Genomic DNA, 15,305 nt, shown 5'->3' with positions numbered 1-15,305 from the left:
TGCCGCAACGGGAATCAGTCTGCCGAATACACGTACGGTTTTTGCGGCACGCGGGCCGCGCGGAAGCCTTCGAGCAGTTCCGGATCTTGCGGTTTGTCCCAAAGACGGGCGCGGCCTTCACGCTGGCGTTCTTCCGTGCCAGGGTGCGACTGCTTGAAGTCTTTCAGGAAAAGGGTGATCTCGGATTCGTAGTTGGTCGCCATGACGCCAATTTCAGTAGGTTGCAGATCCGACGAGTTTACTTCACGCGGGGCCAATTCCCCGGCGTTACAATCGTCAGGCACCCAACGCCCCCCTCCGCCATGTCAGCCGAATCCGTCGCCGCAGCCAATCCCGCACCCCCTTCAACCCCGGATGCGGTGCGCGCAGCGCGCATGATTCCCTTCATTGTCGGCTGCGCGCTGTTCATGCAGATGCTGGACGCCACCGTGGTGGCTACCGCCCTGCCCGCCATGGCCCGCGCCTTGGGCTCCACCCCCGTGCGGCTGAACGTGGCCATTACGTCCTACCTGCTCTCGGTGGCCGTGTTCGTGCCCGTCAGCGGCTGGGCGGCCGACCGCTACGGCGCGCGCCGCGTATTTGTGGCCGCCATCGGGCTGTTCACGCTGAGTTCCGTTGCCTGCGCCCTGTCGCAGGACCTGCCCCAGCTGGTCGTGGCCCGCATCGTCCAGGGGATGGCCGGCGCCATGATGGTGCCCGTGGGTCGCATCATCCTGCTGCGTACCGTGCCCAAGCAAGACCTGCTCAAGGCCATGTCATTCCTGTCCATCCCGGCCCTGCTGGGTCCGGTGATCGGCCCGCCGCTGGGCGGCTTCATGGTCACCTATATGTCGTGGCACTGGATTTTCCTGATCAACATCCCCATCGGCGTGCTGGGTATTGCGCTGGTGCTGCGCTATGTATCTGAAATCAAGGAAGCATCCGCCCCGCGGCTGGACTGGCTGGGCTTTCTGCTCAGCGCGGTGTGCCTGGCCGCGCTGGTCAGCGGCTTTGAAGCCATCGGCCGCGACATCATGCCGCTGCCCATGCTGCTGGGCCTGATCGCCGTGGGCGCGGCGTGCGGTTTTCTGTACGCCTGGCACGCCCGGCGCATCGACCACCCCATCATCGACCTGTCCTTGATGCGGATTCCCACCTTTGCCATCTCGACGCTGGGCGGCAACCTGTGCCGCTTTGCGGTGGGCGCCACCCCCTTCCTGCTGGCCATGCTGCTGCAAGTGGGCTTTGGCCTGACCCCGTTTTCTGCCGGCCTCATCACCTTTGCCAGCGCCGCCGGCGCCCTGCTGATGAAATTCGTGGCCACGCCCATCGTCCGCCACTTCGGTTTCCGGCGCGTGCTGACCGTGAACGCCCTGTTGACCGGCGTGTTCATCATGGTCTGCGCCACCTTCACGCCCACCACGCCGGTGTGGCTGATGATCGCCATCTTGCTTGTCGGCGGCTTCTTCCGATCGCTGCAATTTACCGGGGTAAATACGCTAACCTATGCCGACATCCCGCCGTCCCAGATGAGCCGCGCCAGCAGCTTTGCCGCCATGGCGCAGCAACTGGGCATCAGCCTGGGCGTGGGCGTGGCCGCGGTGACGCTGAACGTCAGCATGACGTTGCGCGGCGCCGAAACGCTGGCGATCAGCGACGTCGTCGCCGGCTTTATCGTCATCGGGCTGATGTGCATGGTCTCGACCCTTTCCTTTAGACGCCTCGATCCGCAAGCCGGGGCACACCTGAACGGCGCCAAAAAAAGTGACGACGAATGAATTTGTCCTAGCCCTGGACCAGGGCACGACCAGCTCCCGAGCCATCGTGTTCGACCGCGAATGCGTGGTCCGCGGCGTCGGCCAGCGTGAATTCCGCCAGCACTACCCCCGGCCCGGCTGGGTTGAACACGACGCCAACGAAATCTGGCACAGCCAACTGGACGTGGCCCGCGAAGCCCTGCGCAACGCTGGCGCCACCGCCGCCGACGTGGCCGCCATCGGCATCACCAACCAGCGCGAAACCACGCTGATCTGGGAACGCGCCACCGGCCGCCCGCTGGCCCGCGCCATCGTCTGGCAAGACCGCCGCACTGCCCCGCTGTGCGACCAGTTGCGCCGCGACGGCCACGCCGACTTCCTGCAATCGCGCACCGGCCTCGTCGTGGACGCCTACTTCTCCGGCACCAAGCTTGCCTGGCTGCTGGACCACGTGCCCGGCGCCCGCAAGATGGCCGAACGCGGCGAACTGGCATTCGGCACCGTCGACACCTGGCTGATCTGGCAACTGACGGGCGGCGCCGTCCACAGCACCGATTGCAGCAACGCGTCGCGCACCATGCTGTTCGACCTGCACACGCAAGACTGGAACGACGACATCCTGGCCTTGCTGAACATCCCGCGCAGCGTGCTGCCCAAGATCGCGCCCAGCAGTGCCGTCGTGGGCGACGCCCTGCCCGAATGGCTGGGCGGTTCGATCCCCATTGCGGGCGTGGCCGGCGACCAGCAGGCCGCCACCTTCGGCCAGGCCTGCTTCACGCCCGGCATGGCAAAGAACACCTACGGCACCGGCTGCTTCATGCTGATGAACGTCGGCGACCAACCGGTGCAATCCAAGAACCACCTGCTGTCCACCGTGGGCTGGGGCCTGCCCCAAGCCGACGCGGGCAAGTGGAAGCCCACCTACATGCTGGAAGGCGGCGTGTTCGTCGCCGGCGCCGCCGTCCAATGGCTGCGCGACGGCCTGGGCATCATCCAGCGTTCCGAAGAAATCGAATCCCTGGCCGCCAGCGTCTCCGACACCGACGACGTCTTCATGGTGCCCGCCTTCGCCGGCTTGGGCGCCCCCCACTGGGACCCTTACGCCCGTGGCACCCTGGTGGGCCTGACCCGCGGCACCACCCGCGCCCACATCGCCCGCGCCACACTGGAATCCATCGCCCTGCAAAGCGCTGAATTGCTGACCTGCATGAACGGCGACAGCGGCATCGCGCTGACCGAACTGCGCGTAGACGGCGGCGCCGCCCGCAACGACCTGCTGATGCAAATGCAAGCCGACCTGCTAGGCGTCCCCGTCGTCCGCCCCCGCGTGCCCGAATCCACCGCCCTGGGCGCCGCCGGCCTGGCGGGCCTGGCGGTAGGCTTCTGGAGCCACCTGGAAGAGTTCGCCTCCAAATGGCAGGCCGAACGCACCTTCACCCCCACCTGGCCCCAAGCCGTACGCGACGCCAGAATGAAACGCTGGCGCCAAGCCGTAGACCTCTCCAAAGGTTGGAGCGCGCCCGCCTGAAGGCGGACCGGGGCGCAAAACCAGCGCCCGCCCCCCCGAAGCACCACAATCCCCGCATTCGCGCAGCGCCCCCGCCCCGACGCACCACAACCCCCGCATTCGCGCAGCGCCCCCGCCCCGACGCACCACAACCGCGTAAGCCCCAAAAGGCCGCCCGCGCGGCCGGCCTGGGGCGGGCCCCGCAAGCCCTTCCGCCCCACCCCTCCAGTAGGCAAGAACCAAAAGAACGCCCCCCCTCCCCAGCCCCCCTCAGCGCCAACTGACGCAGCCTGGCGTGGTGGTGGCGCGGGGTGGCGGGGAGTCGATAAGCCCGAGGGAATCTGAAGGGAGCCGAAGGCGGACGAAGATGACGACGGGGCAGTCCGGAGCGAAGGCTCCGGACCGCAATCGTTGACCCGCCGCCCCGCGCCGCCGCCGCGCCAGGCGTCAAAAGAACCTGCTCCGCTCCAAAAGACCCAAACCGCCCCTGACCCTAAATCCCAGCTTCAAATCCCAGCATCAAATCCCAGCATCCCCCCCAACCTCAACTCCCACCCCAGCCCCCCTCAAGCCGCCCGAACCCCAATCGCCACCACCCTCGCACTAAATTCCTTCAACAACTCCTCCCGCACCAAAGCCGCCCGCGCCACCGCCTCCTCCTTCACATGTCCATACCCCCGAATCTCCTCCGGCACCCGCGCTAACGCCACCGCCCTTTCCAGATTCCCCCGATTCAACTTCACCAAAATCGCCGACAACGTCTCCCGATACTCCCGTATCAGCTCGCGCTCTGCCCGCCTCTCCGCCGTATACCCGAACACATCCAACCGCGTCCCCCGCAACCGTCGCATCTTCGCCAGCACCCCGAACACCTTCAACATCCCCGGCCCATAAGCACGCTTGACCAAATGCCCCGCCTTGTCGCGCCGCGAGAACAGCGGCGGCGCCAGATGGAAGTGCAGCTTCCAGTCCCCTTCGAACTGTTCCCCGATCTTCTTCACGAACTCCCCATCCGAATACAGCCGCGCCACCTCGTATTCGTCCTTGTAGGCCATCAGCTTGAAATAGTTGCGCGCCACGGCAACCGCCAACCGATGCGTGCCCGTCGCTTCCTGTTCCGCACGCGCCACCTTGTCGACAAGGTCCGTGTACTGCTTGGCATACGCCGCGTCCTGGTATTGCGTCAGAAACGCCTTGCGCACCGCCACCACCTGCGCCAATTCTCCGGTTGGCTTTTTCAAGTCCGTCACCGGCGCCGCGCTGCGCGGCCGCTTGAGCTCGATGATGTCTTGCGGCCCCGCCAACGGCACCCCGCCGTTCGCCATCAACCGCATCACGTCCGCCGGGTCGTGCGCCGCGCGGCGCCCCCACGCAAACGCCGCCTGATTGTTCGCCACCTGCTGACCGTTCAATTCAATTGCCCGCAGCAACGCCTCGCGTGACAACGGCAGCCAGCCCTTTTGATACGCATATCCCATCATCAACGGGTTGGAGTAGATCGCGTCGCCCAACAACACCACCGCCATCGCCGCCGCATCCACCGCGTACAAATTGTCCTTGCCGCACGCGGCTTGCAGATCCGCCGTCAGGTCCGCGCCCGGCAGCGTCCAGTCCGGGTTCGACACAAACGCCGCCGTGGGCGCGGTGTCGCTGTTCAACAGCACCTTCGTGCGGCCCGGGCACACCCGCGCCATGCTGTCCGCGCTGGTTGCCACGACCAAGTCGCCCGCCAGCACCAGATCGGCCTCGCCCATCGCCACGCGCGTATTCAACAGATGTTCCGGCGATTGCCCCAGCACCACATGCGAATACACCGCGCCGCCCTTCTGCGCCAGGCCCGCCATGTCCAGCACCGAACAGCCCTTGCCCTCAAGATGCGCCGCCATGCCCAACAACTGCCCGATCGTCACCACGCCCGTGCCGCCCACCCCCGCGATAAACACGCCATAAGCGTGATCCGGCACCGGCACGCGCGGCTCCGGCACGCCCTCGTCGACGACGCCTTCCTGCGACAACGCCTGCGGCTTCTTCAGCTTGCCGCCTTCCACCGTCACGAAGCTGGGGCAAAAGCCCTTCAAACAGGAAAAGTCCTTATTGCAGCTGGATTGATTGATCTTGCGCTTGCGCCCAAACTCCGTTTCCAGCGGCTCCACCGACAGGCAATGCGACGCCGTTGAACAGTCTCCGCAGCCTTCGCACACGCGCTCGTTGATGACCACGCGCCGCGCCGGGTCCGCATACGCCCCGCGCTTGCGGCGACGCCGCTTTTCCGTTGCACAGGTCTGGTCGTAGATCAGCACGGATACGCCCGGATGCTCGCGCAAATCGCGCATCACCGCGTCCAGCTCATCACGATGCAGCACCGGAACATCCGGCGCCAAACCCGGCGCGTCCTTGTACTTGTCCGGCTCGTCCGTCACCACCACGATTTTCTCGATTCCCTCGGCCGCCATCTGCCGCGAAATCATCGGCACGCTGATGGGTCCGTCCACCGGCTGCCCGCCCGTCATCGCCACCGCGTCGTTGAACAGAATCTTGTAGGTGATGGGCACCTTCGCCGCCACCGCCGCGCGGATCGCCAACAGCCCCGAATGGAAATACGTGCCGTCGCCCAGGTTCGCGAACACGTGTTTTTCTTCCGTGAACGGCGCCTGCCCTATCCACGGCACCCCCTCGCCGCCCATCTGCGTGTACACCTCGGTATTGCGGTCCATCCACCGCACCATGTAGTGGCAGCCAATGCCCGCCATCCCGCGCGAACCTTCCGGCAAACGCGTCGACGTATTGTGCGGACAGCCCGAACAGAACCATGGTTTGCGCTCCTGCACCACGCGCGGCCGTGCCAGCGCCTGTTCGCGATCCTGGATGAATTGCAGCCGCGCCTCGATACCCGCGCGCACATCGTCCGGCAACGCAAAGCGCAGCAGCCGCGCCGCAATCGCGCGCGCCACCATCGCGGGCGAAAACTCGTAATGCGCCGGCAGCAGCCAGTTGCCCTGCGGCACCGACCATTCACCGCCATCCTTGTCGTCGAATTTACCCACCACCCGGGGAATCTTCTTGCCGCTGCCGATCCAGCTGAACAACTCTTCCTTCAGCTGGTATTCCAGCACCTGGCGCTTTTCCTCGACCACCAGAATCTCGTCCAGCCCGTCGGCAAACTGCTGCATGCCGGCTGACTCCAGCGGCCACACCATACCCACCTTGTACAAGCGCAGGCCAATGCGTTGGCACACGGCCTCGGTCAAGCCCAAGTCCGACAGCGCCTGACGCGTGTCCAGATACGCCTTGCCCGACGTCATGATGCCAAAGCGCGCATCGCGTTGCGGCACCTGCCACAGCTCGCGATTCAGCTTGTTGGCGCGCGCGTACGCCAGCGCCGCGTACAGCTTGTAGTCCAACAGCCGCGCCTCTTGTTGCAGCGGCGTGTCGGGCACCCGGATGTTCAAGCCGTCAGGCGGCAGGATGAAATCTTCCGGCAACTGGATTTGTACGCGATGCGGGTCCACGTCCACCGACGCCGACACTTCGACGATGTCGGTAATGCACTTCATGCCCACCCACACACCCGCATAGCGGCTCATCGCCCACCCGTGCAGCCCGTAATCCAGCACCTCTTGAACGCTGGACGGAAACAGCGCCGGAATCATGCAGGCCTTCAGGATGTGATCGCTTTGGTGCGGCAAGGTCGAGGACTTGGCCGGATGGTCGTCGCCCGCCACCACCAGCACGCCACCGTGGCGCGACGTGCCCGCGGCGTTGGCATGCTTGAAGACGTCGCCGCAGCGGTCCACGCCCGGCCCCTTGCCGTACCACATGCCGAAGACGCCGTCGTACTTGGCGCCCGGAAACAGGTTCACCTGTTGCGAGCCCCAGACCGCCGTGGCGGCCAGGTCTTCATTGACGCCCGGCTGAAATTCAATGTGGTGCGCCTTCAAGTGCCTGGCCGCCTTCCACATGTTCTGGTCCACCCCACCCAGCGGAGAACCCCGGTAGCCGGACACGAAGCCCGCGGTGTTCAACCCCGCCCGCGCATCGCGCACGCGCTGCATCATGGGCAGGCGCACCAGGGCGTGGATGCCGCTCATCCAGGCGCGGCCGGATTCCAGGGTGTACTTGTCGTCAAGTTGGACGGATTCAAGCGCCGTGCGTACGGCGGCTGGCAGGGGGGCATTCATGTGTACTCCAAAATCCTGGAGGCCCCCTCCAGCTTCGCGAGCCGCCTCGCTTGACGGTCACGCGGGCCAACAAGGGCCGTGAAAGTGAAGTCGTGGCGCGTTAGCGCTGTAGTGCCGATAGTTGTAACCGGTCGCCCCCACCCCGGCAATAGGGCGATGCGATAATTGCCGCCATGGACTTCGCCCCGAGAATCGTCGCCTGGCAACGCCAGCACGGCCGCCACGATCTGCCCTGGCAAAACACGCGTGACCCCTATCGGATCTGGCTATCCGAGATCATGTTGCAGCAGACGCAAGTGGCCACCGTCATCCCGTACTACGAACGTTTCCTTCAGCGTTTTCCGGACGTGGCCGCGCTGGCCGCCGCCAGCCAGGAAGACGTGATGCCGTATTGGGCCGGGCTGGGCTACTACGCCCGCGCGCGCAACCTGCATCGCTGCGCGGTGCAGATCGCTGAACTGTGGAACGGACGCTTTCCGCCTTCGGCCGAAGCCATCGCCACGCTGCCCGGTATCGGCCGGTCCACCGCCGCCGCCATCGCCGCGTTCGCCTACGGCGAGCGCTCGCCCATCCTGGACGGCAACGTCAAGCGCGTCTTCACGCGCCACTTCGGCATTGCCGGCGACCCCGCCAAGCGCGAGGTCGAAACCCGCTTGTGGGCATTGGCCGACGCGCAGGTCGAAGCGGCCCCCGGGCTGGACATGGCCGCCTACACGCAAGGCTTGATGGACCTGGGCGCCACGCTGTGCACGCGCGGCAAGCCCGCCTGTGAACGCTGCCCCATGGCGGACACCTGCGTCGCCCGCCGCGAAGGCCGCCAGGCCGAACTGCCCACACCCAAGGTCCGCAAGGCGATTCCTGAACGCGAGACCGGCATGTTGGTGTTGCAGCACCAGGGCGCTTTCCTGTTGCAGCAGCGGCCTGAACCGGGCATCTGGGGCGGCCTGTGGAGCCTGCCTGAATTCGACGTGGCGGGCGACCCCGACGCCGCCTCGCGCGCGCTGGGACTGGAACCGGAACAGCGCTTCGAACTGGCCGCTTTCGCCCACACGTTCACGCACTATCGCCTGCACATCCGTCCGTGGCTGGTGCCCGTGCGCGCCGCCCGCTTGCGCGAATCGCCCGTGCCGGAACGCTGGGTGCCCGCCGACAAGCTGGCATCCATGGCGCTGCCCGCGCCGGTCAAGAAACTATTGCAGGGGCTGGTCGACGCGGGCATGCAGGACAGCCTGTTCTGCACGGCCAAGCGCTGAAAAAATGGCAACTCGCCGCCGCCCCGCGAACTACCTGTCTTCAGGCGCCGAGCCGCTCAACAGCATCACCAGTTTCAGGTCGGGGTGCGTGGCCAGTCGGAACGTGATCTGCTGAAACGCCAGCTTGCCGTCGCGGGGATGCTGGAATTCACGCAGGCCGCCTTCGCGTTCCACCACCGCATGGCGCGTCCACCAATGGGCGAACACCGGGCTTTGGCGATTCAGCGTGTCCAGCAGGCCAAGCACGGCTGGCTCATCCAGATGCGCGCCCGCGTCGGCGCGAAATTCCGCCACCACGCGGCGCGCGCGCTGATCCCAATCCACCACCAGCTCACGCGCGGCCGGGTCCAGGAAGATGTAGCGCAATAGATTCGGTTCGGCATCGCGCTTGGGCCAGTTGTCGAACAGGTCGCGCAGCGGCTCGTTCCACGCCAGCACATTCCACGCGCGGTCCAGCACATAGGCCGGCGCGTTGATGGCGTCCACGCATTCCTGCAAAGGGCCGGGCGCCGCGCCTGCGTCATCGCGCGCGTGCTGGGGGTCGGCGCAGTCGGCAAGGTCGAACAGGTAGGCGCGTTCGGCGCGCGCCAGTTGCAGCACGCCCGCGATGCGCGACCACACGGACGGCGACACCGAGACTTCCCGGCCTTGCTCGATCCACGTGTACCAGGTGACGCTGATCCCGCACAGTTGCGCCACTTCTTCGCGTCGCAGGCCCGGCGTGCGGCGCCGCATGCCTTCGGGTAGACCCGCCATCTGAGGCGTAATGCGCGACCGCGCGCTGCGCACGAATTCGCCTAGCGCCTGGCGGCGCAGGGGCGATCCATCTTGGTTGGCCGCGCTTTGGGGGGAAGTAGTCATACCAGGATAAGCAATGGACTTGTACGTGTATAAAGGCCGGCCTATCTTAGCGCCTGCACCTTACACCCCGCACAACGCTAACCAAGGAATTTCATGACCGCCAGCACCCACGACGCCGCCGTCGACCGCCAGTTCAGCCCCCGCGCCACGGCGTACCTGACTAGCGCAGTCCACGCCCAGGGCGAAGACCTGCTGCAAATGGCCGGCATCGCGCGCGAACACCCGCAGGCACGCGTGCTGGACCTGGGCTGTGGCGGCGGCCACGTGACGTTTCACGTGGCGCCCGAAGTCCAGGCCGTCACCGCCTACGACCTGTCCCAGCAGATGCTGGACGTGGTGGCCGGTGAAGCCGCCAAGCGCGGGCTGGCCAACGTGGCCACGCGCCAGGGCAAGGCCGAATACCTGCCCTTTGCCGATGGCGAATTCGACGTGGTGATGTCGCGCTATTCCACCCACCACTGGCAGGACGCCGGCCGTGGTCTGCGCGAAGCGTTCCGCGTGCTCAAGCCCGGCGGCATCGCCGTGTTTGCCGACGTGGTCTCGCCCGGCGAGCCGCTGCTGGACACCTGGCTGCAAACGATTGAAGTGCTGCGCGACACGTCCCACGTGCGCGACTATTCCGTGGCCGAATGGACGCGGATGCTGACCGAGGCAGGCTTCACCTTGCAGGGCCTGTCGCCGCGCCGCCTGCCGCTGGAATTCCAGACCTGGGTGACGCGCATGCGCACGCCGGACACGCTGGTTGCGGCGTTGCGCCATATGTTCAGCATTGCGCCCGATGTGGTGCGCGCGCATTTCGATGTGCAGGACGACGGCTCGTTCACCAGCGACACGGCGACGATCGTGGTGAAAAAGCCGGGGTGATGAACGCGGCCTACGGAAACAGGCCATACGGAAACAGCCCATACCGAAACAGCCCATACGTAAACGGGCCTACGTGCAGGCCTACGTACAGGCCTACGTAAGCAGGCCCTGCGCGCTCAGCGCCCCCGCCACGCCCCGCGTGCGCAGCGCATGCGCGGCTTGCGACACGGCCCGCACAAAGCGCGGGTCGTCGCCCAGGTCACCAAACACCGCGGTCACGCCGATTAGCGTTTCGGTCCAGGCTTGCATGGCGGCCGGCCCGGCGCTGCGGGCATCAACGGCACGCTCCGCCTCGGCAAGCCGTTGCGCCAACTCTGCCGCCATCGGGTCCTGGATGTCAAAACGCCGCCCCGCCTCGTCAACGCCGCGCAAGAAGTGCAGCCACGCGGCCACCGCCAGCGCCAGCTTGTCGATCGGCATATCCGCCGCCAAGCGGGCACGCACGGTGTCCAGCAAGCGTTGCGGCAGCTTCTGCGAACCGTCCATCGCAATCTGCCGAGTCTGGTGTTTTAACGCCGGGTTCTCGAAGCGCTGCAACAGCCGCTGCTGATAATGCGCCAGGTCCAGGCCCGGCAAGGTGGGCAGCGTCGGCACGATTTCGTCCTGCATCAACGCGGCCAGATAAGCCTTCAGCGCCGGCTGGGCCAGCGCTTCGTCCACCGTCGCCCAGCCCGCCATCACCGACAGATAGGCCAGCGCCGAATGCAGGCCGTTGACGGTGCGCAGCTTCAAGGTTTCAAACGGCGCGGCATCCGACACGAAACGCGCGCCGCCCGCCGCCCAGTCCGGCCGGCCGGCGGCAAACTGGTCTTCGACCACCCATTCCAGATAGGGCTCGCCCACTACCGGCCACGCATCGTGCAGGCCCAGCGCGCGTGCCACGGCGCGGCGATCCTCGTCGGTTGTACGAGGCACGATGCGGTCCACCATGGAGCACGGGAACGCGCACGAGGCATCGATCCATGCCGCCAGGGCCGGGTCAAGCTGCCGCGCAAACGCCAGCACCATGCCTCGCAGCAGATGCCCGTTGCCGGGCAGGTTGTCCAGCGACATCAAGGTGATTGCGCCGCGCCCCGCCGCGCGCCGCTGCTGCAAGCCCCCAACCAGATAACCGATGGTGCTGCGCGGCGCCAGCGGATGGGCAAGGTCGTGCACGATGTCGGGGTGTTGCAGGTTCAACCGGCCAGTGGCCGGGTCGTGGCAATAGCCCTTTTCAGTCACGGTCACGCTGACGATGCGCGTGTCCGCATGGGCGATGCGCGTCAGGACGGCGTTGGGATCTTCGGGCGCAACCAGGGTTTCGATCAGGCAGCCGATCACCGCAATCTGCTGTTGCAGGCCGCCGTTCCCGCGCATGCCCGTACCGCCGCACCCGCCCTCGCCCTCGCCGCCGCCCTGGCGCGCGCTGCGTAGCGCCAACGCGTACAACCCCGCTTGCGGCGCCAGCGCATCGCGCGTGTCCGTCTGCCGCAACGACACACCGCAGATGCCCCAGCCCAGGTCCACGTCCACGCCCGCGCCCGCATGCAGCGCGGCCTCGTTGACCGCCGCCAGATGCGCGCGCGCGAATGCCCCCAAGCCCAGATGCACGATGCCCACGCGCAAGGCGGCCCGGTCATACGTGGGCCGCGTCACCGCATCGGGCAATGAGGCCAATCGCTCAGGCGCAAGCCGCGCGGCGTCGGCCGCTACCAATTCCACAGCGTGCCGTCCTGCTGCAAGCGGTTGACCGGCAGGTAAGCACGTTTATAGGGGTACTTGGCCGCCAGCGCTTCATCGATGTCCACGCCATGGCCCGGCACGTCGCCGGGGTACAGCATGCCCTGGTTGAACGTATAGGCGTGCGGAAAGACGGCGTCGGTTTCCTCGGTGTGGCGCATGTATTCCTGGATGCCGAAGTTTGGCACCCACAGGTCAAAGTGCAACGCCGCGCCCATGCACACCGGCGACAGGTCGGTAGCGCCGTGGCAGCCGGTGCGCACCTGGTACAGCGAGGCCAGGTCAGCGATACGGCGCAGATGCGTGATGCCGCCCGCGTGCACCACGGTGGTCCGGATGTAGTCGATCAGCTGGTTCTGCACCAGGTCCTTGCAATCCCAGATGGAATTGAAGATCTCGCCCACGGCCAGCGGCGTGGTCGTGTGCTGCCGGATCAGGCGAAAGGCGTCCTGGTTTTCGGCCGGGGTCGCGTCTTCCATCCAGAACAGGTTGTAGGGTTCCAGCGACTTGCCCAGCCGCCCGGCTTCGATCGGCGTCAGGCGGTGATGCACATCGTGCAGCAGGTGATGATCAAAGCCCAGCTTGTCGCGGATGCGTTCGAACAGTTGCGGCGTGTGACGCAGGTATTTTTCGGTGGACCAGTCATGTTCGCTGGGCAGGTCGGCGTCGGCGGGCTCGTAGAACAGATTGCCGCGCCCCACGCCATAGACCTTGTCCAGCCCCGGCACCCCGCTTTGCGCGCGGATGGCGTGATAGCCCATGTCGGCATAGCGCAGCACTTCGTCCAGCGTGTGCTCGATGTCCGAGCCGTTGGCGTGCCCGTAGACCATCACGCCGCTGCGGCTCTTGCCGCCCAGCAGCTGGTACAGCGGCATGCCGGCCGCCTTGGCCTTTAAGTCCCATAGCGCGGTGTCCACGGCGGCGATCGCGGTCATGGTGACCGGGCCGCGCCGCCAGTACGCACCTTTGTACAAGTACTGCCAGATGTCCTCGATCTGATGCGCGTCGCGCCCGATCAGGCAGGGGATCACGTGTTCGGTCAGATACGCCGACACCGCCAGTTCGCGCCCGTTCAAGGTGGCGTCGCCGATGCCCGTCAGCCCCTGGTCGGTCTCTATCTTCAGGGTCACGAAGTTGCGGCCCGGCGAACAAACGATCACGCGTGCATTCGTAATTTTCATTGTGGTTTTCCGAGTAGACAGCGGGGGGCAGGAATAGGGTTGGCCGGAGCAGGCCGCGTCAGAACGTCACCATTACCTTCATCGCCAAATGCCGATCGGCCGCCAGCGCGAAGGCGTCATGCACGTTGCGCACCGGCACCGCCGCCGTCAGCAGCGGCGACACGTCCAGTACGCCACGGCTCAGGTAATCCACCGCCCAGGCGTACTCGTCGACGAAGCGAAAGCTGCCGATCACCGACAGGCTTTTCACCATGATCTGATTGAACGGGCATTGGTCGCTGCTGCCGTTCAAGGTTCCTACCGTGACGATGACGCCGCGCGGGCGCGTGACGCGGATGCAGTTGGCCAGCCCCGCGTAATTGCCGGACGCTTCAAAGCACACGTCGACCGTACCCTTGCCCGCGGCAAGCGCGTCGATGGCGCCGGGGTCCGTAGCGGCATTGATGGTGCCCGTGGCGCCCACGCGGGCGCAGGCGGCCAGCGTTTCATCCACGATGTCCACCACCGTCACGCGGCTGGCGCCGGCCAGCCGCGCCGCCATCAGGATCAAGGCGCCGATGGGGCCGGCCCCCACCACCATCACCGACTTGCCCAGCAGACTGCCAGCGCTGCGCACCGCGTGCAGCGCCACGGCCACGGGTTCGCCAAAGGCCGCCAGTTCGAACGACAAGCTATCCGGCACGGGCAGGCATTGCGCGTCCTGCACCACAACCTGTTCGCGCATGGCGCCCTGCATGTGCGGATAGCGGCTGGCGCTACCAAAAAAATGCACCGCTTCGCAGTGGTTGGAATCGCCTTGACGGCAATAGCGGCACACGCCGCAGGTGCGGGCCGGGTCCAGCGCCACGCGGTCGCCTGGCTTCACGGCGGTAACGGCGGCGCCGACTTCAAGCACCTGGCCAGAGGCCTCGTGGCCGGGCGTCAGCGGTTCGCGGATGACAAAGTCGCCCACCCTGCCATGACGGTAGTAATGCAGGTCCGACCCGCAGATGCCCACCGCCTTAATGGCCACGCGCACCTGCGTCGCGCCCAACGCTTCAGGCGCCTGTACGTCCAGACGCAGATCCTGTGCACCATGAATTGCGCAATTCAACATGCTGGTGTGCCCCTATGTGACGGGATGCGCTATCGCCACCCCTGGGCGAATTCGCCGATGACGCGTTCCAGGTGCGCACGCATCGCCAGCCTGGCCGCCTGCGCATCGCGCGCAACCAGCGCGCTGAAAATTCGCTGATGGTCTTGCTGCGATGCCTGACGCAAATCCTGCGAATGGAAATGCTGTTCTATCTTTTCCCAGATCGGGCCTTGGGCCTGGTCCCACATTGACGTTACCGTCGCCAGCAACACGCTATTGCCGGTGGACTGCGCGATGAGAAGGTGAAAGCGCCGGTCGGCCTCTTGGTTGGCCGCCTTGTCCGTCATCTGCTCGCGCATGGTGGTCAGCGCCTCGAAGATGCGGTCCAGGTCGGCATCGCTGCGCGTCGTGGCGGCCAGCGCCGCCACCTCGGACTCGATCAGGCAGCGCGCCCGCAGCAGTTCAAACGGCCCGGCCCCCGCTTCCTGCGCGGGCGGCAGGCGGGCCACGCCGGGCTTGGGTTCGCAGACATAAATACCCGACCCGCCCCGCACTTCCACCACCCCTTGCAGTTCCAGCGCGATGATGGCTTCGCGCAGCGCGGTGCGGCTGACATCAAAGCGTTCAGCCAGCGCGCGTTCGGCCGGCAACCGCTTGCCGACGGCGAATTCGCCTTGGGCGACCAGGGCGTGGATCTGCGCGGCCAGCCGCACGTAGGCGCGGTCCGGCGCGGGCTTGCTGGCCGGCTCTTCGGGTTTGGGGATGAGTTGCAGCGTCATGGCATATTGAAGTGGTCTGACCAAATAATATTTGGTTCACCAATCCTAGGCATCATGGTTTACCAGTAGCCCGTCGGCAAACCGTCGGTAAACAGTCGGCGCACCCCCGGTGAACCAAGTCCTGGGTGGCCAGGCGTAGCGGCCGCGCTCGA

General features: G+C 66.2%; 11 protein-coding genes. 4 read left to right on the top strand and 7 right to left on the bottom strand.

Annotation, left to right across the window (positions count from 1 at the left end; genetic code table 11):
- Positions 1 to 14: 14 nt before the first annotated feature.
- The gene (locus DVB37_RS02250; protein WP_046807375.1) at positions 15 to 203 is read right to left on the bottom strand and encodes a DUF3460 family protein; all 189 of its coding nucleotides are present in this window, start codon (positions 201 to 203) and stop codon (positions 15 to 17) included.
- A gap of 171 nt (positions 204 to 374) precedes the next feature.
- On the opposite strand from DVB37_RS02250, the gene DVB37_RS02245 reads away from it, so the two are divergent.
- Positions 375 to 1,757 carry a DHA2 family efflux MFS transporter permease subunit gene (locus DVB37_RS02245; protein ID WP_370512782.1) on the top strand — a complete coding sequence of 461 codons (1,383 nt, stop codon included), beginning with the start codon at positions 375 to 377 and terminating at the stop codon, positions 1,755 to 1,757.
- Complete coding sequence (glpK, locus tag DVB37_RS02240) at positions 1,744 to 3,264, top strand: glycerol kinase GlpK (RefSeq protein WP_120153670.1); 1,521 nt, start codon at positions 1,744 to 1,746, stop codon at positions 3,262 to 3,264. The genes DVB37_RS02245 and glpK overlap by 14 nt, the downstream gene beginning before the upstream one ends.
- 545 nt (positions 3,265 to 3,809) lie before the next feature.
- Here the strand turns inward: glpK and DVB37_RS02235 are convergent.
- Positions 3,810 to 7,421 (bottom strand): indolepyruvate ferredoxin oxidoreductase family protein, encoded by a 3,612-nt coding sequence (locus tag DVB37_RS02235; RefSeq protein ID WP_120153668.1) that lies wholly within the window; start codon positions 7,419 to 7,421, stop codon positions 3,810 to 3,812.
- Positions 7,422 to 7,594: 173 nt separating this feature from the next.
- Here DVB37_RS02235 and mutY point away from each other — a divergent pair, with 173 nt between their 5' ends.
- Entirely contained in the window at positions 7,595 to 8,674 is a 1,080-nt protein-coding gene (gene mutY / locus DVB37_RS02230) for an A/G-specific adenine glycosylase (RefSeq protein ID WP_162941147.1), read from the top strand.
- 30 nt (positions 8,675 to 8,704) lie between these two features.
- On the opposite strand, the gene DVB37_RS02225 is transcribed toward mutY, so the two are convergent.
- Positions 8,705 to 9,535, bottom strand: a complete 831-nt coding sequence (locus tag DVB37_RS02225) for a helix-turn-helix transcriptional regulator (protein ID WP_120153664.1) — start codon at positions 9,533 to 9,535, stop codon at positions 8,705 to 8,707.
- 93 nt (positions 9,536 to 9,628) lie between these two features.
- On the opposite strand from DVB37_RS02225, the gene DVB37_RS02220 reads away from it, so the two are divergent.
- Positions 9,629 to 10,399, top strand: a complete 771-nt coding sequence (locus DVB37_RS02220) for a class I SAM-dependent methyltransferase (protein ID WP_104144779.1) — start codon at positions 9,629 to 9,631, stop codon at positions 10,397 to 10,399.
- 93 nt (positions 10,400 to 10,492) lie between these two features.
- Here DVB37_RS02220 and DVB37_RS02215 read toward each other — a convergent pair whose 3' ends face one another.
- The 4 genes from DVB37_RS02215 to DVB37_RS02200 are packed head-to-tail and all read right to left on the bottom strand — an operon-like array spanning position 10,493 to position 15,153.
- Complete coding sequence (locus tag DVB37_RS02215) at positions 10,493 to 12,100, bottom strand: mannitol dehydrogenase family protein (RefSeq protein ID WP_120153662.1); 1,608 nt, start codon at positions 12,098 to 12,100, stop codon at positions 10,493 to 10,495.
- Positions 12,088 to 13,299 (bottom strand): D-mannonate dehydratase ManD, encoded by a 1,212-nt coding sequence (gene manD, locus DVB37_RS02210; RefSeq protein ID WP_046807817.1) that lies wholly within the window; start codon positions 13,297 to 13,299, stop codon positions 12,088 to 12,090. The genes DVB37_RS02215 and manD overlap by 13 nt, the downstream gene beginning before the upstream one ends.
- 58 nt (positions 13,300 to 13,357) lie before the next feature.
- The gene (locus DVB37_RS02205) at positions 13,358 to 14,395 is read right to left on the bottom strand and encodes an L-idonate 5-dehydrogenase (protein WP_120153659.1); all 1,038 of its coding nucleotides are present in this window, start codon (positions 14,393 to 14,395) and stop codon (positions 13,358 to 13,360) included.
- Between the two features lie 29 nt (positions 14,396 to 14,424).
- The gene (locus DVB37_RS02200; RefSeq protein WP_046807815.1) at positions 14,425 to 15,153 is read right to left on the bottom strand and encodes a FadR/GntR family transcriptional regulator; all 729 of its coding nucleotides are present in this window, start codon (positions 15,151 to 15,153) and stop codon (positions 14,425 to 14,427) included.
- Positions 15,154 to 15,305: the final 152 nt, after the last annotated feature.

Origin of the sequence: Achromobacter sp. B7 (assembly GCF_003600685.1) — a bacterium.
Taxonomy (GTDB): Bacteria; Pseudomonadota; Gammaproteobacteria; order Burkholderiales; family Burkholderiaceae_B; genus Achromobacter; species Achromobacter spanius_B.
The sequence above is the reverse complement of the archived record's forward strand: the minus strand, read 5'-3'. Positions and strand labels throughout refer to the sequence as shown.